Source organism: Salinibacterium sp. SWN167 (genome assembly GCF_015864665.1).
Lineage (GTDB): Bacteria > Actinomycetota > Actinomycetes > Actinomycetales > Microbacteriaceae > Rhodoglobus.
Genome location: NZ_JADYWU010000002.1, coordinates 32,554 through 55,092 on the forward strand (window position 1 = coordinate 32,554; position 22,539 = coordinate 55,092).

Genomic DNA, 22,539 nt, shown 5'->3' on the forward strand with positions numbered 1-22,539 from the left:
CAGCTGTTTGCTCCCGTAGGAGGTGTCCCGTGAAGTGAGACAGGCAGTTGACCGAGGTCGTCGGTGGGCTCAGGATCGATCTCAAGCAGGGTCGCTTAGCGCTAAGCCTGCATCCATCGCTTAGAAAGGCGCGGCATGAGGCTTGTCGGAGCACGACTCTCCCCGGGGAGCGATACGTTCATCGCAGAATTGACGATGAAGGATGGCGTGGAGGCCGCCCGCATCCTCACGGACCTAGAAACTTTTTGGGCTTCACCGGCCGCTGCCTTGGCTAGCTACTCGTCCGAGGGCGGAACGGTAGTTCCTCTTGACCAACTGCAGCTTGTGCCTCCCGTCTTGCCGAGCGCCCGAGTCATTTGCATCGGGCTCAACTATCTCGATCACGTGCTCGAAGGAAGCTATGCCGATGCAGGCCTTCCTGAGTACCCAACACTTTTTGCCCGCTGGACTTCGTCTCTCACCGTGAGTGGCGCGCCGATTCCCGTGCCGTCTAATGAGGACGGAATTGACTGGGAGGGCGAGATCGCTGCCTATATCGGTGTGCCCCTGACCGATGCGGATGCCGATAAAGCGCGTGCCGCCGTGATGGGATATTCGGCGTTCAACGACGTCACTTCGCGACGAGCCCAGAAGCTCACTTCGCAGTGGATCCTGGGCAAGAACGGCGATAACAGCGGCCCGTTGGGTGCGCTCGTGACGGTCGACGAAGTCGGAGACCTGCGCGACGGCTTGCGGGTGCAGACTCGCGTGAACGGCGAACAGGTGCAAGACGGCAACACCAAGAACATGATTTACGAACTGGGCGAGGTTCTCTCGCTCGTGTCGCACAGTTTCACGCTGAAGCCCGGCGACATCATCTGCACCGGTACTCCCTCGGGCGTCGGTTACTCTCGCACGCCCGCGTGGTTGCTGCAGCCTGGCGACGTGGTCGAGGTGGAAATCGAACGCATCGGAACCATCAGCAACCCGATCGTGTCGAACTCGCTGCGCCTCGAGGGCTAGTCGTCGTCGCTCACGAGTTCTGAGCCTTCGGGATACACGTCGAGCTGCGGCTTGCGGGCGAGAAAGATGATGCTGGCGATGAGGCCGCCCCAGACGAGCACTGCGGCGATGATGAAGAACGTGATGGCGATGCCGCTCATTTCTTGAGCTCCTTCAGTGCTTGGGTGCTGGGCCACGGGGCGAAGTCATCCGGATCGTGCTTCCAGCGCAGAGCCGTCATCGTGATTGCGCCAATCAAGATCACTGCGATGGTGCCCCAGCCCGCTACCGCGAGGTACCAGAGCGGGTATCCCTCGTAGCCTTCCGTGACGAGCACGATGATGCGTTGGATGAGCATGTAGAGCAGCACCGCCGGGGCGAGAACGCCGACGAGGAGCTGCCAGATTCGCCCGACCTTAAAGGTGGAGACAGCGTTGAGATGGCCGGCCAGTTCGGGGCCCTTGCGGAACACCCAGATCACGAGAATCGTGGACGCGATCGCCGCGACGACGATGCCGATATTGTTCGCCCACTGGTCGACGGTATCGAGAGTGATCAGGCCGGTAGTGGTCGAGAACAGCAGCACGGAGACGATCGCGAGAGCGGAACCCACTCGAATCGAAGCCTGGCGGGCGCTGATCCCGAACTTGTCTTGGAAGGCGGAGGACACGACCTGAAGCACGGACAGCAGGGACGTGAATCCGGCCATGACGAGCGAGCCAAAGAACAGTGCGCCGAAGAGGGGACCGCCCGGCATTTGCGACACGATCGCGGGGAACGTGATGAACGAGAGCCCGACACCGGTGATGCCTTCGAGCTCATCAATGCCGACACCTTGTTGGAAGGCGAAGAAGCCGAGAGTCGCAAAGACTCCGATACCGGCGATGATCTCGAACGACGAGTTGGCGAAGGCCACGACCAAAGCAGGCGCCGTGACGTTGGCCTTGCGGTTGCGGTACGACGAATACGTGATCATGATGCCGAAGGCGATCGACAGCGAGAAGAAGATCTGACTGTACGCGGCGATCCACACGCTGGGGTCGCCGAGCGCCGAGAAGTCTGGAGTGAACAGCGCGTCGAGGCCGGTCATTGCACCGTCTAAGAACAGCGCCCGCACGACAAGGATCAGGAAGGCGACGACGAGCAGCGGCAAGAAGATCAGATTGGCGCGCTGCACACCCTTGGCGATGCCAGAACCGAGCACAGCCAACACGGCAACCCAGACGAGCACCAGCGGGATGAGAACCGCGGGTACGAACTGCGCGCTGAAACCGGGAGCTGACGTTTGGAGGAATTCGTTTTGGAAGAAACCAGCGGTGTCATCACCCCAGCGCAGATCGAAACTGAACGTGAAGTAGCTGGCCGCCCACGCGACGACCGCCGCGTAGTACACGGCGATGACGATGCAGATCCACACTTGGAACCAGCCAAGCGACTCGAGCCACTTGCCTGCCTTGCCGCCGAGACGACGGAACGCGGTCGGTGCTGACCCGCGAAAGCGGTGACCGATCGCATAGTCCAGAAAGAGAATCGGGATGCCGGCCGTGACCAACGCGATCAGGTACGGAATCAGGAATGCCCCGCCACCGTTCTCGTAGGCGACACCGGGGAAGCGCCAAATGTTGCCGAGCCCCACGGCGGAGCCGATGGCTGACAGGATGAAACCAAGCTGGCCCGACCACTGTTCACGCGGTCGTGACGCGACCGTTCCGTGTTCTCCCGAATGCTGTTTCGTTGCCACAGTTGCTCCTCTGTGTGATGGTCACCCGAATGACCGTCGCTGGGGCCGCCCCGAAATAGTGGCCCGCTACCCCCGAGGGAGTGTTCTCACGTTAACACTCGAGGGTGTCGCATTGCGACATGTGACCGCACGAGAGACGCGAACGTCGGTGCGAATAGTGGCGGGCCAGCAGTCTGAAACCTAAGCGCTCACCGCCATCAATTGAACGGTCGCCGCGGTGCCGACATCCTGCGGCGAACCGGCAGAGACGGTCATGGTGCGGGCAACGGCATCCAGCGTCACAGTGGCGAGTGTGGCCCACCGGTCGCCAAAGACTGAGCCGGGCGCGGGCACGCAGCACAGTTGAGCGGCATCGCCGGGCTCCGACAACATATAAGGAATGAGGTCGCGCGCTACCGAAGGCAAGGGCTTCGCGGCGACCCGTTCAACGAGCACGTCGTAGCGCGCTTGCGTGTCGGGGTCATAGAGGCCGAGCTTTTCGCCGGTGCTGAGCACGGGATCCACGAAGTGGTTGGTATGCACCAGCACGCCGTCAACCGGCTGCAGCACCGCGGCGCCTTCGGGGTTCAGCTCGACAATCACCGCTCCCTCGGGGCTCACCACCGTGATCGCGCTCGAGGTGCTGACCGGGGCGGTGCTGAGAATCTCCACGGCCTCGGCGAGCGTGGTGGCTTCGGCAAGCACGCGTGCGCCGACGAGGTGAACGGGCACGCCATCCGGCCGGTCGGCGGTATGACCGAGGATATTGAGCATGATCCCGACGCCGGCATCGTTGATGCCGATTTTGCTGAGGATGCCATGCTCCGTGAGCCCCACAAAATTGCGTGGAGTTCCCGAGACTTCCTGTAGGTGCCAGAAGGCAGAGAGCTCTTCGTGCCAGTCCCAGGTCTGGGCGCTCACCGGGTTACCGGCGGCATTCACGATCGTGGAACATTCGCCCGGCTTTGCGCCGACCGAGCGAGACAAGATCTCGGTGCGGGCGTTGAGAGCCCCAATCTTCCACAGCGGAATCTTGCTCCCTGAGGCAACGCCGCGCATCTCATCAGCGAGATCGGCGCTCCACGCTTCGGTGACCACGACGGCTTGCTCACCGTGCTTCTGCACCTCGGCGCGCGGGATGCCCGAGGTCTCGAACAGGTCGAGGTAGATCTCGACTCCCTGACGCAGCGCCTCGGCGGTGTCGAGCCCGCGAGAGAGCCCGCGCTGAAACGCATCCACTGAATCGATGCGGATGATGGTGGGTGTCGTGCCGGTCATGAAGCGATCTCTTCTCGAAGCTTGGCGATCATTCCGCGTTGGGGTTTCCAGCCCGGGCGCGGAGCGCAGGCAAGCAACAGGCGGGTGTACGGATGCTGGGGTGCGGTGAGCACCTCGGTGGTCGTTCCGCGTTCAACGATGCTTCCCTTGCGCATCACGACCACCTGATCGGCGATCATTTGAACGACAGAGAGGTCGTGAGTGATGAAGAGGTACGTGAGCCCTTGCGAGACACGCAGTTCAGCCAAGAGCTCCAAGATTTGCGCCTGCACTGTCACGTCGAGGGCGGCGACCGACTCATCGAGCACGATGACCGAGGGGTTGGCAGCTAGCGCGCGAGCGATAGCCACGCGCTGTTTCTGGCCGCCGGAAAGTTCGCTCGGCAGGGCATCCATGAATCGTGTTTCGAGCCCGACGAGCGTGAACAGTTCGGCGCAGCGTTCGCGCCGAGCAGGCCCACTCAGGTCAGCGTGGGCACGCAGAACCTCGTCAACGGCAACCCGCACGGGCAGCCGGCGGTTCAACGAACTTTGCGGATCCTGAAACACCATTTGGATGTCGCGGGCTCGGCGCCGCAGTTCCTTGCGGTTCGCGCGCGGGGCGACGGGTTCGCCGTTGACAGCCACCTCACCGGAGTCAGGAGTTTCGAGCCCCACGATGATGCGCGCAAGGGTCGTTTTTCCCGAGCCGGATTCGCCCACGACGGCCAGGCACGAGCCTTTGTCGATCGTGAGCGAGACGGCATCGAGCGCCGTCATGCGCTTCTTGGGGCCGGTGGGAAACGTCTTGGTCAAGTTGGTCACGATGATTGCTGGCGTGGTCATGGTGTCGTGTCGCCTTCCAGAGTCCAGGTGATTCCCGCGGGGCGCGATTCCATCAGGGAGCGCGTATACGGATGCTGGGGGTTGTCGCGAAGCTGTTCCGGCAATCCGATTTCCACGATTTCACCATCCTTCATGACGGCGATGCGGTCGCACACGGCGGCGGCAAGGTCGAGGTCGTGGGTGACGAAGAGCATGGCCATGCCGAGGTCGTGACGGCATTCGTCGAGAATGGCCATCACTTCGGCCTGGGTGGTCACGTCAAGCGCGGTGGTGGGTTCGTCGGCGAGCATGAGCCGCGGCTTGCCCGCAATCGCTCCGGCAATGACGACGCGCTGCAGCATGCCGCCCGACAACTGGTGCGGGTAGGAACGCAGTACGCGCTCTACGGCATCGATGCCGACTTGCTCGAGCAGTTCGCCGGCCCGCAGCCGAGCGGTGCGAGTCGGCTGGCCTTGAGCGTCATGCATTCCCTCGATGAGGTAGCGCTCGACGGGCAGTACGGGATTGAGAACCGCGTGTGGGTTCTGGGCGATCATCGAAACATCGTTGGCCCGCATCCGTCGGAGCTCTTCGCCACGGAGGGCGCGAACGTCGACGTCGTCGAGGGTGATGGAACCGGTGACTTCGGAGCCGGTTGGCTCAATCTGCAGAATTGAGCGCAGGGTCATCGACTTGCCGCTGCCCGATTCGCCGACGAGTCCGACGGCTTCTCCGGTGGCGACAGCAAGGGAGACATCGCGCAGAATCTGGCGATCGGCGCCGATCGTGAGTGAGAGGCTGGTGATATCGAGCATCAGGCTTTCCTCCCTGCAGCGGCACGGCCGCCGAGTCGTTCGCCGACATAGCCGACTGCTGCCACGGTGATCACGATACTGAGGCCCGCGAGCACGCTCTCGGCGGGGTAGCCGTTGAGCAGCGATTGTTGACCGTTCGACACCATGAGCCCCCAGTCAGCTTCGGGCGGTTGAACGCCCAAGCCGAGGAACGACAGTGCGGCGAGCTCGATCATGGCGAACCCAAAGTTGATCGTGGCGCCCGTGACGATGAGCGGGGCAACGTTGGGCAAGAGATGGCGCACGGTAATGACAGCGCCGGAGATTCCCTGCAGTTCAGGGGAGCGGATGTACGGCAGGTTACGTTCGCGCATTGCCATGCTGCGCACCACACGTGCCGAATACGGAATATAAGCAACCGCCAGTGCGAGTGCCGCCGTGGTGAGGCTCGGGCCGAAGACCGCAATCGCGAGCATCGCGAGAAGCAGGTTCGGGAAGGCGAAGAGCAGGTCGAGAAGGCGGCTGAGCGCCGAGTCGACGAAGCCGCCAAACCAGACCGCGGTGAGCGCGATGCCGGTACCGAAGATAGCGGTGATCACGACGACGATGAGCGGCCCGGTCAAGCTGGAGCGAGCTCCCCACACCAGTCGCGAGAAGATGTCGCGGCCGGCCTGGTCGGTGCCGAACCAGTGCTCGGCAGACATGCCTTGGTAGCGCTGGGTGACGGATCCGATGGTCGGATCGTAGGGGGCAATGATCGGGGCGAGGAGCGCGCCGAGAACCACGACGAGGATGATGCCGCAGGCAATGAGGCCCAGCGTTCCCATTCGTTCAGCGAATTGTTTCATCGGGTCTGCTGCACTTTCACTCGCGGATCGATGGAGGCATAGAGGAGGTCAACGAGAAGGTTGATCACACCGAAAGCAGCGACGAGCACAATCGCGATGGCTTGAACGACCGCGAAGTCTTTGCGCTGCACGGCGTCGACGAGCAGGGTGCCGATTCCGTCGAGCGTGAAGGCGTACTCCACGACGAACGAACCAGCGATGAGGCCCGCAATGTGAACGCCGACGATCGTGCTGACCGGCAGCATCGAGTTACGGATGACGTGGCGGCGCATGACGAGGCCCTCGGCAACGCCGCGAGCCCGAGCCATCACCGAGTGTTCGGAGTCGCGCTCTTCGCGAATGGAGGTGCGCGTGATGCGCGCCACGACGGCAGACGAGGGGAGTGCGAGAGCAAGCGCGGGCAAAGTGAGATGCCAGACGCGGTCGATGAAGCCGTCGCCCGAACCAAACACCGGGAACCAGCCGAGGCCGACGCTGAAGATGCTCATCAGGATGAGGGCGGCGAAGAAGGTGGGGATGGCGAAGCCGAGGTTGGAGCCGAGCAGCACTACCTTGTCGACGATTCCACCCTTGGTGCCCGCGAGGATACCGAGACCGACACCCAACACGATGATGATGATGGCGGCAAGGGAGACCAGCATGAGGGTGGTCGGCAGGCGCCCGGCGAGGAGGTCTCCGACATCCTGCTGGTTAGCGAGCGAGCGGCCGAAGTCACCTTGAAGAACGTTGATGAACCAGTTCCAGAAACGAACGAGGAAGGGATCGTCGAGGGAGTACTGGGCGCGAATCGCGGCAAGCACCTCGGGACTGACGGTTCGACCCTGAACCAGAAAGTTTTCGGGGCTGCCCGGAGCCGCATACATGGCGGCAAAAACAAGAAAGCTGGAGGCGATGAGGACCCCGATGAGGGCCGCAAGTCGTCGAAGGATGAAAGTCACTGCGGTGTCTACTTCCGTGGGGATGAAACCCGGGGGCTGCCAGCCGAAGCGGCAGCCCCCGAGAATGAACTATTCGCCCGAAGCGCCGAGGTCGGCAGCCCAGGGGTAGTACAGGTAGACGAAGGATGCCGGAGCGCCCGTGATGCCATCCTTCATGAAGAGTCGTACAGCGGGGTCAACGATCGGGATCCACGGAAGGTCTTCCATGGCAGCTTCCTGAACCTCGTTGACGAGCAGGGCGCGCTCGCCTTCGTCGGTGGCTGCTGCGGCTTCGCTCAGGAGCGAGTCGATCTCGGGGTTGCTGTATTCGCTGTAGTTCTGCGAACCGTCGCTTCCCACGATCGCACGGAGGAACGAGAGCGGGTCCGGCACATCCATGTAGTTGTAGGTGACGAAAGCATCGTGACCTTCACGTGCGGCGGGGTCGGAGAAGAACGCGCCGAACTGCGCGCTGGGAACACCTTCGGGTTCAACCGTAAGCCCGATTTCGCGAGCACCATTGGCGATTTCCGAAATGATGTCGGCGTAGTAGGTGCGCTCCGAGGGGTAAACGATCGAGATTGGCTGAGTGATGTCAACCGTGGCGCTCTCGAGAACCTTCTTGGCTCCTTCGATGTCGATCGCGGTTTCGGCGAGGTCATCGCGACCTGCCGTGAACTCGCTGTCGCCGTAGGCCCAACCATTGTTGGGGACGAGTGAGCGGGAGGCGGTAGCCGTGCCCTCGAAGACCGTCGCGGCGATGGCATCCCGGTCGGTGGCCATCATGAGAGCCTGGCGAACAGCGGGGTCAGCAAAGGCGCCGTTTCCGGTGCCGATGATGGCAACGAGCTGAAGCGAATTGCCGAGGTAGAGCGTTCCGGCTTCGGATTTCTCCAGTGTCGGCAGTGCTCCGAGCGGCACATCGTACGAACCGTCGATGGCGCCGGTGTCGAGCGCGGTGGCGATCGAGGCGGAATCAACGATGAAGTTGATGTCGACCTGAGTGGTCTTGGCCTGCTTGGCGGTGTTCCAGTAGTTCTCGTTCTTGATGAGCGAGATCGACTGACCCTGATCCCATTCGCCTACCGAGTAGGGGCCGGTGCACATGACCTGCCCGGTGGGGTTTCCGTAGCTATCGCCGGCAGCTTCGCGGTGTGCTTGCTGCACGATGGTTCCCGCGGGAGTGACCATGTAGGAGTTGAAAGTGGCGTCAGGTTCGGTGAGGGTGACGGTGACTTCCCAGTCATCCGTCTTCTCGATCGAAGCGATGTTGCTGATCAGGCCGCCGGCCCAGTAGCTGCCTTCGTTGGCATCCGCGTGGCGACCGAGGCTGAACACTACGTCGTCGGCGGTCATTTCGGCGCCGTCCCAGAACTCAACGCCCTGGCGGATTGTGTAGATGTAGGTGAGGTCGTCGGGGGTCTCGACCTTTTCAGCAAGCCCGGGCTCAATCGAGAAGTCGGGCTGCAACTGCATGAGACCTTCACACAGGTTCGCGACGACGGTGTTCTCGGGATAGTTGAACGACTTGATGGGGTCAATCGACGCTGGCTCTCCGAACGGGAGGTTCCAGGTCACCAGATCGAGCTCGCCGGTAGCGGCGGGAGTCGTAGTGAGAAGGCTGTCGGTATCGATGCTGGATGAGGTGTCGCCGCTGCTGCCTGCGGCACAGCCGGTCAGTGCAATGGCAAGAATGCTGCCGATCGCGATTGCTTGTTTCTTCATTGAATTGCTCCTAGGTAGATAGAACCTGAACGCTAAGACGCTTGATGTGTGTGAAAACCTAGCTGACCAAAACGTTTTGGGGGAGATATTGCCAAAACGTTTTACATTCCGGAAATGAGCGCTAACCTGCCAGAGTGAGTACTGCGCGAGGGCGACGACGATCAACCATCCACGATGTGGCGAGGCACGCCGGGGTCTCCATCACCACGGTTTCGCACTCCCTCAACGGCAAAGGCGTGGTCGCGAAAGCCACGCGCCAACGCGTCATCGAGGTCGCCGCCGAGCTGGGCTATAGCGCGGATGCCATCGCTCGCGGATTGCGCAGCAACCGGCTCGGATTGCTGGGCCTCGTCATCCGCCCCCTCGATACTCTCGGCTCGTATCAGCCCGAAGGTGTCGACTACTTTCTGCGCTTCGCCGGGGCTGCCGCGGTCGAAGCGCTGGACTGCGGCTACGGGCTTGTGCTGATGCGCGACCCCACCGCCGGTAACGCACCAGGCATCGCGCTCGCGGCCGACGGTTTCATCATTTCGGATCCGCTCGCGGGCGACCCGGTGATCGATTTGCTCACGCGAAACGCGATCCCGCTCGTTGCTGTCGGGCGCGATGTTGAGCGGCCAGACTTCACCGCCTGGCTCGGTGGTGGCACGCTGCGCAACGTCGACAGCGTCATCGCGCACCTCAGTGAACGTGGGGCTCAGCGCATCGCGCTGGTCACGGGAACCGACGAGAACTCGTGGAACGCCGACAGCGAGAACTCGTACCGCGAGTGGGCTGCCGAAAACAACCAAACGCCGATCGTCTACAACCAGGACGAACGATTGGGTGAAGAGGGCGGGCGTGAGATTGCCGAGGAGCTGCTGGCTTCGGATGCGTCACTACCGGATGCGATTTACTGCCTCACGGGGCGGCATGCGGCCGGTATTCAGGCCGGGCTGCAGGCCGCGGGCTATCGCATCCCGGAGGACGTAATGATCGTCGCCGGCTCCGATTCGGAGCAGACCCGCAACAGCGCCCCGCCGATCACGTCGGTGGATCTTGCGCCCGAGGCGACCGCGAAAGCCGCCGTCGCTTACCTCGTGGCGTTGCTCGAGGCCGACGAAGACAACCAGCCGTTGCCGCCCGAAATCGCGTATGAGCTTCGCGAGCGGGCGTCGACGCAGCGCGGCTAGAGCGGCGCAACCAATCCGTCGAACGAGAGCTCAGTTCCGAGAATGTTCTCGGCCGCGCGGTGACCCGAGCGCAGCGCCGCGGTGACGGTGGCGGGGTCATCCGTCCACGTTGCTTCGCCGGCAAAGTGCAGCACGTTCTCGACCGGTGTGGCCATCAGGTCGTGGTCGTCGGGCGTGGATCCCGGGCTCATGTAGGCGTATGACCCGTACGAGTAGGGGTCGTCCTGCCAGCGCGTCACGAGCACGTCGTCTGGTTGTTCGACGCGCTCGCCGTAGAGCCCGCGCAGCGCATCGAGCACAGAGGAGCTGATCTTCTCATCGCTCCAGTCGCGCGCTTCGATCGCGCTGGGGCCGGCCGCGAACGTGAGCAGGGTGGGAACGCCGTGCAGGTCAGTGAGGTCGTACCAGGAGTGCCACCACTTTCCGGCCTCGCCCTGCTGGCGAATCGCGTAGACATTCTCATCCCAGAAGCGAGTCGGAAAGCGCAGAAACACCTTCTCGAAATTGTTCATCTCAAAGCCATCGATGGCGTGGGTGAGCCACTCGGGCAGTGCTGGCTCGAATGTGAGATCGCCGCTCTTGAGCACCCCGATCGGCACCGTCACGACCACGCGGTTCGCAGTGAACTCGCCCTGCGCGGTGGCAACCGTGGCGCCCTGTTTCGACCAGTGGATGTCGGTGACCACGTGCTCGAGACGCACATCGAGCCCCTTGGTGAGATTGGTGGCCAGCTCGTCATAGCCGTGGGGGAACACAACCTCGTCGCCCTCGACCGTGTCATCGTCGAGACCGTGCGCATCGAGCGACCCGGCGTGCACGCCGTACTGCTCCTCGGAGCGGTGCAGCACGAACTCGCGCACGCGCTCCGCCCGATCGGGGTTCCAGCCGAGGGCGGAAAGCGCGGCGTCGGCCGCCTGCTCATAGTTTGAGCCGAGAGTGGAAGCCTGCACCGCCGTCGCGAGATGGGCGTCGAAGGTGCGTACGTCATCCGCGAACTGGGCGACAGCGTCGTCGCTGAGGCGCTCGCCGATGGGGCTGTAATAGGCGATGGGGCGGCCGGTGGGTTGGTAGCTGCCGACCGTGAACTCGACCGTGCGCATGCCGAAGGAGTTGACGATGTCGGTGAGGGGGTTGTCGTCGACGCCGTGAATCCAGGATGCTCCGCGGTCGGTAGCAACGTCGCCCGAACGTTCAGTGTGGGTGCGGCCACCCGTGCGATCGCGGGCTTCGAGCACGAGCACACGCTGCCCGGCCTGCGCCAGAAAGCGTGCCGCGGTGAGGCCGGAGACTCCGGCGCCGACGACGATCGTGTCGAAGGGTGTCGCGGCAGGGTCGACGGTGGGCGCGATAGCGAAGTCGGTCATGAGGTCACAGTAGCAATGCTGTGCCGGGTTCGGCTGACCTTGAGGAAAACCGTGTTCGGCTGACCACGCTGATCCTCACATAGCCCGCTTCAGAGTCGAGATTCGGCGGCCCCACAGGATCAAATGGACCCAAGGACCTCGTTAGTGGTCTGTCGAGAAAGAGCGCTAGAGGCCTCAAGTTGAAGCGTAGTTGCGGCCGGGGTGACGGCTCGCCTTGAGAACTTTCAAGGCCACATCTCGGGTAGTCAGCACTTCAATATTTCAAAACCAACCTGCGCAGAATTCCTGATTGCAAGCGGTAGGTCCTCAAGGACATGGTGTGCAGTCGCATGTCGATGTCAGGCCAGTAGATGCAACGAAGCCTTGGAGTCCGCCATCAGCCAATCAAAGTTGCAGCAGACCTGACCCACCAACGAAGATCTGAGGTCACCCACATGATCGCAGCAACTGTGAAGTCGAGCTGCCGACGCTCGGTTCTGCAGAGTCGTCAGCGTAGGCTGATGCGGCGCGAGGGCTTTAGCTGGGCAGGAGGCGTTCGGGCGGTAGGGTTTTACCCATGGAGCATGCAATCGTGGGTTTCGAGCCGCTCGGGGACCCGGTTCTTGGCGGTGAGTTCGTCCCATTCGAGGGCGGCCTAAATGTGATCTACGGCCTTAACGGCGCGGGTAAGAGTCGGCTCCTAACGGGCATCAGGAATTCGCTGCTCGGGGTTTCGTCAGATGTGCGAGTTGGTCTCATTGCACGAGTTCACCGGCCCTCCGCTTTAGATGTGGAGTCCGACGCCGCGCTTCCCTCCTATCCCGGACGAGATCAACGCTGTTCGGGCGCGGGGCTGCTGCTCGCTCTCGCAGACAGTATTGGTGGTCCATATGAAAAGGAACGCCACCCTCGTGGCTCGAACGAACTGAAGTATCCACTCTCAGGGGCGTTCGAATTGGTGCAGGAGCATCTTCGCGCAAAGTTGGAGCCATTCTTCCCTGAAGGTCCCGTCGAAATTCAGACAGAAGAACTCGAAAATCAGCTCCTCGATGATCGCCTCTTCCTCCTTTTCCCCGACGGAACAAGGGATGCCCCGCGTTGGCAGGCTTGGCCGGTCGCCGATCGTCGACACCCAGCAGTCAGAAACTGGGAAAAGCGCTGGGCGAACGTCCTTGAGTTGGACTGGGATGAAGATGAAGAAGGGAGTCAGGAGCTAGTCGATCGCCTTTCGAACGTTGGGCTAAGTGAGCGTGGTGCGGTCGGCAACGATGTAGATTCGCCAGAGGAATTTGAAGGCTACGGAATGTCTACCCGCGAGGGAGGAGAGATCCGCTCGAACTCGTTTGTGTTCTTCTCGAACGATGTCTCGGCAGGGGAGGTGCCATCGATCAATCTTCAAGGCTCGATCGACTTCGGCATCGACGTAGTCGCCACTGACTTGGACCCCAACATTACGACTCTTGCCCTCCTAGATAAGGCGATGGTTTATTCCACAGGTAAGGCCCTAGGGCGATTCCCCGAACTCATCGATCTCGAAACAGTCGACCAAAATACCAAGGAGATCCTTTTCGGGTCTGGGTCTTCTGCTCATCTGGAGGCGGACCAGGTGGCGGCGGCTCTCCTTGCGGGCTCGAATTCAGCGGAGAAACTCGCGGTCCAACTTGCAGAGCAAGTGAACGACCTGATGATGAGTGTGCTTTTGGATCCGCCATCTGCTGCTATTCAATTTCAGCCACCAATGCTCCGTTTTTCGAGCCCCGCGGCGCGGTGGACGTTTCACGTTAGCGAGAGGTGGGGCGTCAGCTTGTCTCAGCTGTCGAGCGCGGAGCAGAGATGGGCAACACTTGCGATTAGTATCGCCACTGCAGAATCGCAGCGGGCAGGCCGATTCCAAGGAGGCAGCCCGTTCCGCCCCATCCTCCTTGTGATCGACGAGCCTGAGGCAGCTCTTCACCGAGCGGCAGAAGCTCGAGTGGCCGATTTCCTCGTTTCTTGGACCCGTGATCCAAGGCATGTGGCTTTTGTGGCGACCCATTCTCCCGAGCTCCTTGACGTCCCAGAAGCCTCACTAACTGAGGTATCAAGGCAGATCAATGGCATCTCAAAATCAAACGTCCGGCGACTCGACCTCGCTGACCGGGATGCGCTAGAGAGACTAGGTCTTCGCCCCAGCGACCTTCTGCGCTGGCCGCGCGTCTTCCTGCTCGTGGAGGGAGAGCACGATAAGCAGATGATCGAGAGCTATTTCGGCTCCCGCCTTCGAAAGGCACGAGTCGAGTTGCTGCCAATGCGCGGAGCCAAGCAGCTGGCGAGCACAATCGACAGCCGCGTGCTTTTTGAATACACCAACGCCACTGTGGTTGCTCTTCTGGACAACATGGTCGCCGAGTCTGTGAGGGACTCTTGGCAGCAGGCACAACTTGCCAGAATGACCGACGGAGTCACAGCAGCGAAACAGATCGTTGTCGACTGGTTCGCAGGGGACAAATCCGAAGAGTCCAGGTACATGAGCGGATGGTTGACCAGCGCTCTCGACGCGGGGCTTGAAAGTCGTCTGCTCCCCTATGGACTTTCGGCAAGAGATGTTATCGAGTATTTGCCCGTTTCAGAAATAGTGCCTGGTGCCGTGACTTGGGAGGCACTCCATCACGAACACCAAACAGACAGAGCGCTAAAAAAGGGTCACCCGAATGAATTCAAGCCCTGGTTGAAAACACGAAAAGGGGTCGCAGTAACCGAGAAACTCATTCAGTCAGCATTGGATGCCGCGCCGGAACCGCCGGCGGATCTTGAGCAAATGATGAAAACGCTGGAATCCGTGAGCGCCGAACCCAGGGCGGCAGGGGCAGCTGCGCCTCCACGGTGAGTCGCGTAATCTCTGACGTCAACGGACCGAAGCTGTCGCGTACTCAATCTCGAGCGCTGGAAAACTAACCTTCGAGAGGTAGTTCGGCCGTGTTGACCCTGCGTGTGTTGTTTCCGACGACTCTAGACCGGACGGCGGTCTCTGACTCGACGGCAGGGTCGCGGATAGCGCATCCGTGGAAAACCGTCACAGAGGTAGGTGTGATGCAAACTCTTTCCCTCGGCAACATGTCTGTCCGTAGGGCAACCGTCGCCAGCATCCTCGGAATCGGGGTCAGGTCGTATGAGCGCGGATGATTAAGTGATCGTGGAAAGACCGCCCAGCGGGGATGCCGCTTTCGACTGACGCGCTCGGGATAAAGTGGCGATCACATGAAGAGCTCAGTGAGTCAGTTGCGCGGTCGTGGATTTTTGCGCGACGAGGACATCGATGCGTCCCGTCATTTGTCGGCGGCTGAGCTGACGCGACAGTTGGATTCCACTGACGCTGTCGAGCGATCAGCCGCAGTGCGGTTACTTTCGCGTGCTGCGCGTCCGGATGTTTCGCTGAATCGGCTTTTCGTGGAGCGACTCATGCGAGAGACCAAGCTCTATACCAAGCTCGAACTGTGCGAAGCGCTCCAAACGGGCGGCCAAGAAACCGCCCAGCTGCTCATCCCGCTGCTCGGTGCTATCGGGCAGAATCAGCACACCCAGCCCGCTGTCGAAGCGTTCAAGAAGACTAGTTACCCGCTTCCGCGAGACATCGTGGCGCGGATTCTCGCGCGTATGGACCCTGTGGTGTTGCCAGCCTTGATCACGGCCGTTGTCGACGGATCACGGACGCAGGCAGTTGAGGCGATCGATGCCGTCGGCTTCCTGTGTTTCTATTCGGCGGCGACAGTGACGGATCGGCTGGCAGCGCTGAACGCGCTCACCGAGAAGCTTCGGGGCAACCCTGATGACGAGCTCATGCAGTGGAAGATCGTGCGTGCGCTCGAGAGTTTCAATCATCCGGATGCCACGCTCGTCCTCGAACAAATTGTCGCGAGAAATGCCAATCCGGTGATAGTTCGGGAAGCCCAGCGGTCACTCGTGGTGGTTGCCGAACAGCCAGCGCTGCGGGCTTCGTTCGACACCGAGATGCGCTGAACGCGACGTCGAATGGCGAGGTTGACAGTGCGCCGATTCTGCGGCCCGGAAAGATCCGCGACTTTTACCGATCAATGAGATTTCAGGCAAACTACGTCTCAACGTAGTTTCTTAAAGAGGCTCTCCCAACATAGGATCAAAACATGGGAATGAGAGCTGCAACAGGGCGCCGGCACACCACGCGCGCGACGACGATTGCCGCTGCGGCATCCGCCCTTCTTCTCGGTCTCGCTGGCTGCACTGCGGTGTCGGATGCGGGCGCCACGACCGACCCGGATGACGACCGTCCTGTCGTTCTCACGACCTTTACGGTGCTCGCCGATATCGCCGAGAATGTGGCCGGCGACAACCTGCGGGTGGAATCCATCACCAAGGTGGGTGCCGAGATCCACGGCTACGAGCCCACTCCGGGCGACATTGCCAAGGCGGCCGAAGCTGACCTGATTCTCGATAACGGGCTCAACCTTGAGGTGTGGTTCGCGCAGTTCGTCGATGGTCTCGACGTTCCCCACGTTGTGGTTTCTGACGGGGTGGAGCCGATCGATATCACCGAGGATGCCTACGCTGGTTTGCCCAACCCGCACGCCTGGATGAGCCCCCTCAACGCACAGATTTACGTCGATAATATGGAGGCCGCGTTCGCCGAACTCGACCCCGAGAATGCCGCCGACTACGCCGCGAATGCCGAAGCCTACAAAGCCGAACTGCAGCTCGTGAACGATGAACTCACGGCCGAGCTCGCTGAGTTGCCGGCGTCACAGCGCGCTCTCGTCTCGTGCGAAGGAGCGTTCTCGTATCTGGCTCGCGACGCTGGGCTGAGCGAGCATTACCTCTGGGCGGTCAATGCTGAGCAGCAGTCGACCCCGCGCCAGATTGCGTCGGTGATCGAATTCGTGAGAGTCAGCGATGTGCCCGCCGTCTTCTGCGAATCGACCGTCTCGGACCGCGCCATGCAGCAAGTGGTCGAAGCAACCGACGCCAGCTTCGGCGGAACCCTCTACGTCGATTCGCTGTCGGAGGAAGGTGGCCCCGTGCCGACCTACCTCGAGCTGCTGCGCCACGACGCCGAGACCATCATCGCCGGATTGACCGGGGCGCCCCAATGAGCGGCGAGCGCGCCGGCGCTGCACGAGACGGCGGGGGAGCCGCGTCATCCACCCCGCTCGGTTCAGTGCGAGCGACTGACGTGCCCGCCATCGATGTGCGCAACGTCACCGTTCATTACGGCGATGTGCTCGCGCTCGACAACGTGAGCCTCAGCCTCGCGCCTGGCCGCATCTATGGCCTCATCGGTATGAATGGCTCGGGCAAATCCACGCTCTTCAAGACGATTACCGGGATGCTGCGCCCCGACCGCGGAACGGTCGCGCTGGCCGGTCAGCAGCCTGCACTCGCGCGCAAGGCCGGAGCGGTCGGCTACGTTCCGCAGAGCGAAGACGTCGACTGGGCGTTCCCGCTCTCGGTGCGCGATGTGGTGATGATGGGCCGCTACGGGCACATGGGCATCTCCCGCCGCCCGAAGGCCGCCGACAAATCTGCCGTTGCTGAGGCCCTTGCCCGGGTTGAACTGACCGACCTCGCCGACCGCCAAATTGGCCAGCTCTCGGGCGGGCAAAAGAAGCGGGCATTCGTGGCGCGCGGCATTGCCCAGGGCGCGACGATTCTGTTGCTTGATGAGCCCTTCGCCGGCGTGGACAAACGCTCCGAGGGAACGATCACGAAACTCTTGCGCGAGCTCGCCGCCGAGGGAGCCACCGTGCTCGTCTCCACCCACGACCTCAACGCGCTGCCGAAGCTCGCCGACGAAGCGATCTTGCTCATGCGCACCGTGCTGCTGCAATCCACTCCCGCCGAGGTGCTGAAGCCCGAAAACCTTGCGCGGGCCTTCGGCCTCGATGTCACAGCGGGAGACGTCGCGTGAATCCTCTCGACTTTCTGCTCGAACCCCTCAGTTACGACTTCATGGTGCGGGCTCTCGCCACGAGCGTGACCGCCGCGATTGTGTGCGCGGTGCTGTCGTGCTGGCTTGTGCTCGTGGGCTGGTCGCTCATGGGCGACGCCGTTTCGCACGCCGTGCTGCCCGGCGTCGTGCTCGCCTACGTTGTCGGTGCCCCGTTTGCTGTGGGCGCGGTTATCTTCGGCTTCCTTGCCGTCGCCCTCATTGGCATCGTGCGAAACACGAGCCGCATCAAAGAGGATGCCGCGATTGGCATCGTCTTCACCACCCTGTTCGCCCTCGGAATCGTGCTCATCTCGGTGACGCCTTCGCAGACCGACCTGAACCACATCATCTTCGGCAACCTTCTCGGAGTCTCATGGGCCGACCTCGCCCAAGTGCTCATCCTCGGCGCAATCACGCTCACGATCCTTCTCGTGAAGCGCCGCGACTTCACCCTCTATGCCTTCGACGCCACCCACGCCCACGCGATTGGCCTCAACCCCAAAGTGCTCGGCGCCGCCCTCCTCGGGCTTCTCGCCCTCACCGCGGTCGTTGCCCTTCAGGCCGTCGGCGTCGTTCTCGTCGTGGCACTGCTCATCATCCCCGGCGCCACCGCCTACCTACTCACCGATCGCTTCTCGCACATGCTCGTGATCGCTCCGGCGATGTCGGCGCTCGCGGCCGTCACCGGGCTCTACCTCAGCTACTACCTCGACACGGCATCCGGCGGCATGATCGTGCTCGTCGAAGGCTGCATCTTCGCGCTCGTTTACCTGTTCAGCCCCACGCAGGGCGTGATCGGCAAGCGACTCGGCGCAATGAAGCGGCAGCGGATGCTCGCCGCCCAGTAAAGGCAAAGACACCGCCTGCGCGCAGAACCCGCGCGGTGCGCCTCAGGTCATTCGGTGAGGGTGCCGCCCGATACGTAGAGTGCGTCGGTCGCGCTCCGGCCCAGGCTGATCGGCACAGCGGATTGGCGCCCGCCCTTGTTGCTCGCCTCGCCGGCGTCGCCGACCACCACCACTTCAAGCGCATCCGAATACGGTGCCCCGGCGTTCACGCTGAGGGTCGCTTCGAACACGATGCCGCGCTCTTCGAAGAACTTGAGCAGTTCGGGGTCGTCGTCAGAGATACGTTCCACGACGACGGTGCTGCCGGGGGCCACGCGGCTGAGCTGCACAGCATCCGGAATCGTGATGACGCCGTCGGCGCTGGGGATCGGGTCGCCGTGCGGGTCGCGGGTGGGGTGCTCGAGAAACTCGTCGATGCGTTCGACCATGAAGTCAGAGACGGCGTGCTCAAGGTTCTCGGCTTCGTCGTGCACCTGGTCCCAGCCGTAGCCGAGCACGCTCACGAGGAACGATTCGATGAGGCGGTGGCGGCGAACCATCGCTACGGCGTGAGCGCGACCCACATCCGTGAGGGCGATGGAACCGTAGCGGGCATGATCAAGGAAGCCTTGATCGGTGAGGCGACGCACGGCATCCGACACACTCGAAAGCGTGTAGCCGGTGCGTTCAGCGATCACGGTGGCGGTGACGGGGGCATCTGACCATTCGGAAAGACTCCACACGGTCTTCAGATAGTTCTGGGTGCTGACCGAGAGCTCTGTAACCGACATGCGCCCAGTCTAGAGCCGAAGATTGAAGTACGGCCCGACGTAGTTAAAGACGCTTGCCCCCGCCCGGAGAACATCAGGCGAGGGCAAGCGGGTGAAGAAAGTTAGTTGAAGATGCCGTTCAAGCCGAGGTCACCGGTGATGTCACCGATGAGGTCGTCTGCGTCGACAACGTCGTTGAGGATGTCGTCAACATCAACGATGTTGGTTACGTCGGTCACGACGTCAGTCGCGTTGTCGACAACGTCGGTCACCTGAGTGGCGTTGTCCACGACGTCAGAGACGTTGGCGTCGTTCGCTACGTCAGAAACGTTCGCGGAGTCGCTCACATTTCCGACGGCGGTGTCGTTGCCCGAAGCTACAGGAGCGTTGACCTCGTTGCCGGACGCAACAGCGTTGCCGTTGAGGAGATCACCGTTGAGAATGCCGCCACCGAGAAGGTCGCCACCCAGGAGGTCAACGTCGCCAACCTCGGGTGCTACGACGACGGGGATGTCGGTCTGCTTGGGGGAAGAGTAGGAGTATGACTTCGTCGAGGTGTAGCTGTCACCGGTTGCTGCCATGGCGGGAGCTGCTGCTCCGACTGCGATGAGGGCTACTGCGGTAGCGGTTGCGCCGATCGTGGTCTTCTTCGTGAATGCGTTCATTACTGAACTCCTTCTTACGTCGTCAGCCTCCGTAGAGGCCCTGCGTCTCGAGGCTTTCCCGAGCCGCAATGAGTACTCCGGAGTGAGGCCGTGACCGGTTTGGGGGTCAGTTCAAAAAATGCGAAATTCGAGCAATCTGGGGTGCGGATGCGGGCGCTCGGGAGCGTACAGATCCGCATGTTTCCGGGGCTGTTAGAGCAAGCTGGCAGTCAACTGAGTGGAGTCTGGCGAAGTGCCGGGCGGTGCATCCAGTGGCCTATTCCGCCGCCGCAGCCTTCACTGCCTTGTACGCCTCGAGGGCTTCGCGGCGGGTTTCGGCGAGATCCACGATCGGTTCGGGATACGCGTCGGTGCCGAGTTCGGGAATCCAGTACGAGACATAGGCGCCGGTGGGGTCGAACTTTTTCTGTTGCAAGACCGGGTTGAATACGCGGAAGTAGGGGGCGGCATCCGCCCCGGATCCGGCAACCCACTGCCAGTTGGCCGGGTTGCTGGCCTCGTCGGCGTCAACGAGGGTGTCCCAGAACCACTGCTCGCCAGCGCGCCAATCGATGAGCAGGTTCTTGATCAGAAAGCTTGCGACGACCATGCGCACGCGGTTGTGCATGGTGCCGGTGTGCCACAGTTCGCGCATCCCGGCGTCGACGAGGGGGATGCCGGTGCGGCCACGACGCCACGCCTCGACTTCGCTGACTCCCGCGGGTTCGTCCACGGCGCCGAGTTCGTCGACCGTGTATCCCCAGGGGAAGGCGTTGTAGGCGGGGCGGTAGCTGTCGGTCGCAAGGCGAGGGTTTTCGAAGAGCAGGGCGGTGGAGAATTCACGCCACCCGATTTCGCTGAGAAACTTGGCGACGTTCTTGCGGGCTGCGGTGGGGATGCCGGCCGAGCCCGATTCGGGGCCGGAGCCAGAGCTCGAGCCGCGCAGCCGGTGCCAGATCTGCGCAGAGCTGATCTCGCCAAACCGCAGGTGCGGGCTGAGGCCACTCGTGGCATCCACGGAGGGTGCGTCGCGGCGGTGGTAGTCGGCCAGGCGGTCGGCGACGAAGCTCTCGAGGCGATCGAGCGCGCCGGTCTCGCCGGGAGTCCACGTCTCGCGCAGCCCCTCGGCCCAGTCCGGACGCGTCGGCAACAGCGACCACTCGGCGAGGTCGTCGCTCACGGGGGAGTCGGCAGGCCAACTCAGCGCACTCGCTTCGGGCGTAGGCAACAACTCGCGCACCGGGCGCTCCTGCGCCGCGCGCCAATACGGGGTAAAAACTTTGTACGGCTCGCCCTGCCCGTTGCGAATCTGCCACGGCTCGTTCAACAGATTGCCCTGATGGCTTTCGACCGTGAGCCCCTGCTCGCGCAGACTCGTTTTGAGGCCGGCGTCGATATCGCGGGCCGCCGTGTAGCGACGGTTCCAGTGCACCGAGGCGGCGCCGAGCTCGTCCACGAGCGCCGGCAGCACCTGCGCGGCGGGGCCGTGACGCAGGGTCAGTTGCCCGCCTAGATTCTGCAGGGCGGCATCCAGAGCAGTGAGGCTGTGATGCAGCCACCACTTGCTTGCCGCACCCAGCGGGCGGATGCCGTCGCCGGTTTCGTCGTGAATGTACACAACCACGAGTGGTCGGCCTTCACTCGCGGCCGCCGTCAGGGCTGGGTTGTCGGCTAGTCGCAGGTCGTTTCGCAACCATACGACGGAGGGCTGATTCTGGTTTCCGCTCACCCCGCCACTCTACGTTTCGCGCCTGAAAAGAGCAGGCGTAAAATCGCACCTCACAGGTCGCGTTGCCGATGGTGGCGATGCGCGAGAGGGGTGACCGGGTATGGCTGCTTTCACAGTTCAGCTCGAAACGGCTGACTTCGGCGATGTGCTTGACCGGGTGCAGGGCATTTTCACCAGCCTTTTCTTGGCGTTGCCCAACGTCATCCTTGGCGTGCTGGCCTTCGTGGTCTTCTGGGCAATTTCGTGGCTGGTCGCGAAGCTCGTGCGCTCGGCGGCGCGGCGAGCAGGGCAGCCGCGCGGCTTGCAGGTCGTGCTGAGCCGATTGGTCGCGTGGTCGATTCTCGCGTTCGGGCTGCTGGTGGCGCTGACGATCATCTTTCCGACGATCACGCCGGCGTCCCTCTTCGGCACCCTTGGGGTGAGCGGTGTGGTGATTGGGTTCGCGTTCCGGGATATTTTTCAGAATCTGCTGTCGGGCATCCTGATTCTGTTCACACGCCCGTTCCGGATCGGTGATCAGATTGTGTCGAGCGATCACGAGGGTGAAGTTATTGACATTCAGGTGCGGGCCACGAGGGTGCGAACCTACGACAATCGGGTAGTGGTGATCCCGAATAGCCAGCTCTATACCGAGCGCGTTGTCGTCAACACGGCCTTCGACAAGCGGCGACTGAGTGTGGCCGTCGGCATCGGTTATGACGACAGCATTGCGGATGCTCGTGCCGCGATCGTCGACGCCATCACCGCCTTGCCCGGCATCATCGACGACCCTGCCCCGACCGTTTTGGTGACGTCGCTCGGTGACTTCAGCGTGAACCTTGAGGTGCGGTTCTGGATCAACCCGCCGAATCGCCGGGAGGCTCTCGAAGCTCAGGATCAGGTGCTTGAGGCGATCAAGAAGGCGCTCGGCGACGCGCAGATTGAGATTCCCTTCCCCATTCAGCAGCTCAAGATCGAAGACGGCTCTGCACGCACTCGCGAGAGCGACGCGGGGTAGATCGCGGGGCGGCTAGCGGGGCTGGTTCACTGCAATCGGCGCGGTCGTCGCAT

General features: G+C 62.3%; 20 protein-coding genes. 8 read left to right on the forward strand and 12 right to left on the reverse strand.

What is annotated here, in order from left to right; translation table 11 throughout:
• The first annotated feature begins 135 nt into the window (after window positions 1-135).
• A complete protein-coding gene (locus tag I6E60_RS10035; protein ID WP_197180147.1) occupies window positions 136-1,002 on the forward strand; it encodes a fumarylacetoacetate hydrolase family protein in 867 nt (288 codons plus the stop codon).
• Here I6E60_RS10035 and I6E60_RS10040 read toward each other — a convergent pair.
• The 8 genes from I6E60_RS10040 to I6E60_RS10075 all read right to left on the reverse strand — a co-directional run bounded on the left by I6E60_RS10040 (window position 999) and on the right by I6E60_RS10075 (window position 9,066).
• A complete protein-coding gene (locus I6E60_RS10040) occupies window positions 999-1,142 on the reverse strand; it encodes a MetS family NSS transporter small subunit (RefSeq protein WP_197180149.1) in 144 nt (47 codons plus the stop codon). The genes I6E60_RS10035 and I6E60_RS10040 overlap by 4 nt on opposite strands.
• On the reverse strand, window positions 1,139-2,722 hold the full coding sequence (locus I6E60_RS10045) for a sodium-dependent transporter (RefSeq protein ID WP_197180151.1): 1,584 nt from the start codon (window positions 2,720-2,722) through the stop codon (window positions 1,139-1,141). The genes I6E60_RS10040 and I6E60_RS10045 overlap by 4 nt, the downstream gene beginning before the upstream one ends.
• Before the next feature lie 180 nt (window positions 2,723-2,902).
• Window positions 2,903-3,979: a C45 family peptidase gene (locus I6E60_RS10050; protein WP_197180153.1), complete on the reverse strand. Its 1,077-nt coding sequence runs from the start codon at window positions 3,977-3,979 to the stop codon at window positions 2,903-2,905.
• Entirely contained in the window at window positions 3,976-4,803 is an 828-nt protein-coding gene (locus I6E60_RS10055; protein ID WP_197180155.1) for an ABC transporter ATP-binding protein, read from the reverse strand. The genes I6E60_RS10050 and I6E60_RS10055 overlap by 4 nt, the downstream gene beginning before the upstream one ends.
• The gene (locus I6E60_RS10060) at window positions 4,800-5,597 is read right to left on the reverse strand and encodes an ABC transporter ATP-binding protein (protein WP_197126286.1); all 798 of its coding nucleotides are present in this window, start codon (window positions 5,595-5,597) and stop codon (window positions 4,800-4,802) included. Before I6E60_RS10060 ends, I6E60_RS10055 begins: the two co-directional genes overlap by 4 nt.
• The gene (locus I6E60_RS10065) at window positions 5,597-6,424 is read right to left on the reverse strand and encodes an ABC transporter permease (RefSeq protein WP_197126284.1); all 828 of its coding nucleotides are present in this window, start codon (window positions 6,422-6,424) and stop codon (window positions 5,597-5,599) included. The genes I6E60_RS10060 and I6E60_RS10065 overlap by 1 nt, the downstream gene beginning before the upstream one ends.
• Complete coding sequence (locus I6E60_RS10070) at window positions 6,421-7,362, reverse strand: ABC transporter permease (RefSeq protein WP_197126282.1); 942 nt, start codon at window positions 7,360-7,362, stop codon at window positions 6,421-6,423. The genes I6E60_RS10065 and I6E60_RS10070 overlap by 4 nt, the downstream gene beginning before the upstream one ends.
• A 69-nt stretch (window positions 7,363-7,431) precedes the next feature.
• Window positions 7,432-9,066, reverse strand: a complete 1,635-nt coding sequence (locus tag I6E60_RS10075; RefSeq protein ID WP_197180156.1) for an ABC transporter substrate-binding protein — start codon at window positions 9,064-9,066, stop codon at window positions 7,432-7,434.
• A gap of 134 nt (window positions 9,067-9,200) precedes the next feature.
• Here I6E60_RS10075 and I6E60_RS10080 point away from each other — a divergent pair, with 134 nt between their 5' ends.
• Window positions 9,201-10,238, forward strand: coding sequence for a LacI family DNA-binding transcriptional regulator (locus tag I6E60_RS10080; protein WP_197180158.1), 1,038 nt, complete (start codon window positions 9,201-9,203; stop codon window positions 10,236-10,238).
• Here I6E60_RS10080 and I6E60_RS10085 read toward each other — a convergent pair.
• On the reverse strand, window positions 10,235-11,602 hold the full coding sequence (locus tag I6E60_RS10085) for an FAD-dependent oxidoreductase (RefSeq protein WP_197180160.1): 1,368 nt from the start codon (window positions 11,600-11,602) through the stop codon (window positions 10,235-10,237). The two genes, I6E60_RS10080 and I6E60_RS10085, sit on opposite strands and share 4 nt — an antisense overlap.
• Before the next feature lie 556 nt (window positions 11,603-12,158).
• Here I6E60_RS10085 and I6E60_RS10090 point away from each other — a divergent pair.
• From I6E60_RS10090 to I6E60_RS10110, 5 genes are all read left to right on the forward strand, one after another.
• A complete protein-coding gene (locus tag I6E60_RS10090) occupies window positions 12,159-14,447 on the forward strand; it encodes an ATP-dependent endonuclease (RefSeq protein ID WP_197180162.1) in 2,289 nt (762 codons plus the stop codon).
• Between the two features lie 371 nt (window positions 14,448-14,818).
• The gene (locus I6E60_RS10095) at window positions 14,819-15,577 is read left to right on the forward strand and encodes a hypothetical protein (RefSeq protein ID WP_197180164.1); all 759 of its coding nucleotides are present in this window, start codon (window positions 14,819-14,821) and stop codon (window positions 15,575-15,577) included.
• Between the two features lie 143 nt (window positions 15,578-15,720).
• Complete coding sequence (locus tag I6E60_RS10100; protein WP_197180166.1) at window positions 15,721-16,683, forward strand: metal ABC transporter substrate-binding protein; 963 nt, start codon at window positions 15,721-15,723, stop codon at window positions 16,681-16,683.
• Window positions 16,680-17,498 carry a metal ABC transporter ATP-binding protein gene (locus I6E60_RS10105; RefSeq protein ID WP_231601497.1) on the forward strand — a complete coding sequence of 273 codons (819 nt, stop codon included), beginning with the start codon at window positions 16,680-16,682 and terminating at the stop codon, window positions 17,496-17,498. The genes I6E60_RS10100 and I6E60_RS10105 overlap by 4 nt, the downstream gene beginning before the upstream one ends.
• Window positions 17,495-18,367 carry a metal ABC transporter permease gene (locus I6E60_RS10110; RefSeq protein ID WP_197180168.1) on the forward strand — a complete coding sequence of 291 codons (873 nt, stop codon included), beginning with the start codon at window positions 17,495-17,497 and terminating at the stop codon, window positions 18,365-18,367. The genes I6E60_RS10105 and I6E60_RS10110 overlap by 4 nt, the downstream gene beginning before the upstream one ends.
• 47 nt (window positions 18,368-18,414) lie before the next feature.
• Here the strand turns inward: I6E60_RS10110 and I6E60_RS10115 are convergent, their stop codons facing one another.
• From I6E60_RS10115 to I6E60_RS10125, 3 genes are all read right to left on the reverse strand, one after another.
• Window positions 18,415-19,137: a metal-dependent transcriptional regulator gene (locus I6E60_RS10115; protein ID WP_197180170.1), complete on the reverse strand. Its 723-nt coding sequence runs from the start codon at window positions 19,135-19,137 to the stop codon at window positions 18,415-18,417.
• 101 nt (window positions 19,138-19,238) lie between these two features.
• Window positions 19,239-19,781: a hypothetical protein gene (locus tag I6E60_RS10120; RefSeq protein ID WP_197180172.1), complete on the reverse strand. Its 543-nt coding sequence runs from the start codon at window positions 19,779-19,781 to the stop codon at window positions 19,239-19,241.
• Window positions 19,782-20,037: 256 nt separating this feature from the next.
• Complete coding sequence (locus tag I6E60_RS10125) at window positions 20,038-21,489, reverse strand: deoxyribodipyrimidine photo-lyase (RefSeq protein WP_197180174.1); 1,452 nt, start codon at window positions 21,487-21,489, stop codon at window positions 20,038-20,040.
• Between the two features lie 100 nt (window positions 21,490-21,589).
• On the opposite strand from I6E60_RS10125, the gene I6E60_RS10130 reads away from it, so the two are divergent.
• Window positions 21,590-22,486: a mechanosensitive ion channel family protein gene (locus I6E60_RS10130; protein WP_197180176.1), complete on the forward strand. Its 897-nt coding sequence runs from the start codon at window positions 21,590-21,592 to the stop codon at window positions 22,484-22,486.
• Window positions 22,487-22,539: the final 53 nt, after the last annotated feature.

Coding starts and splice junctions, on each gene's coding strand:
- I6E60_RS10130 (WP_197180176.1), top strand. CDS start 21,590: ATGGCTGCTTTCACAGTTCAGCTCGAAACGGCTGACTTCGGCGATGTG.
- I6E60_RS10090 (WP_197180162.1), top strand. CDS start 12,159: ATGGAGCATGCAATCGTGGGTTTCGAGCCGCTCGGGGACCCGGTTCTT.
- I6E60_RS10055 (WP_197180155.1), bottom strand. CDS start 4,803: ATGACCACGCCAGCAATCATCGTGACCAACTTGACCAAGACGTTTCCC.
- I6E60_RS10100 (WP_197180166.1), top strand. CDS start 15,721: ATGGGAATGAGAGCTGCAACAGGGCGCCGGCACACCACGCGCGCGACG.
- I6E60_RS10115 (WP_197180170.1), bottom strand. CDS start 19,137: ATGTCGGTTACAGAGCTCTCGGTCAGCACCCAGAACTATCTGAAGACC.
- I6E60_RS10075 (WP_197180156.1), bottom strand. CDS start 9,066: ATGAAGAAACAAGCAATCGCGATCGGCAGCATTCTTGCCATTGCACTG.
- I6E60_RS10050 (WP_197180153.1), bottom strand. CDS start 3,979: ATGACCGGCACGACACCCACCATCATCCGCATCGATTCAGTGGATGCG.
- I6E60_RS10035 (WP_197180147.1), top strand. CDS start 136: ATGAGGCTTGTCGGAGCACGACTCTCCCCGGGGAGCGATACGTTCATC.
- I6E60_RS10105 (WP_231601497.1), top strand. CDS start 16,680: ATGAGCGGCGAGCGCGCCGGCGCTGCACGAGACGGCGGGGGAGCCGCG.
- I6E60_RS10095 (WP_197180164.1), top strand. CDS start 14,819: ATGAAGAGCTCAGTGAGTCAGTTGCGCGGTCGTGGATTTTTGCGCGAC.
- I6E60_RS10085 (WP_197180160.1), bottom strand. CDS start 11,602: ATGACCGACTTCGCTATCGCGCCCACCGTCGACCCTGCCGCGACACCC.
- I6E60_RS10120 (WP_197180172.1), bottom strand. CDS start 19,781: ATGAACGCATTCACGAAGAAGACCACGATCGGCGCAACCGCTACCGCA.
- I6E60_RS10040 (WP_197180149.1), bottom strand. CDS start 1,142: ATGAGCGGCATCGCCATCACGTTCTTCATCATCGCCGCAGTGCTCGTC.
- I6E60_RS10060 (WP_197126286.1), bottom strand. CDS start 5,597: ATGCTCGATATCACCAGCCTCTCACTCACGATCGGCGCCGATCGCCAG.
- I6E60_RS10065 (WP_197126284.1), bottom strand. CDS start 6,424: ATGAAACAATTCGCTGAACGAATGGGAACGCTGGGCCTCATTGCCTGC.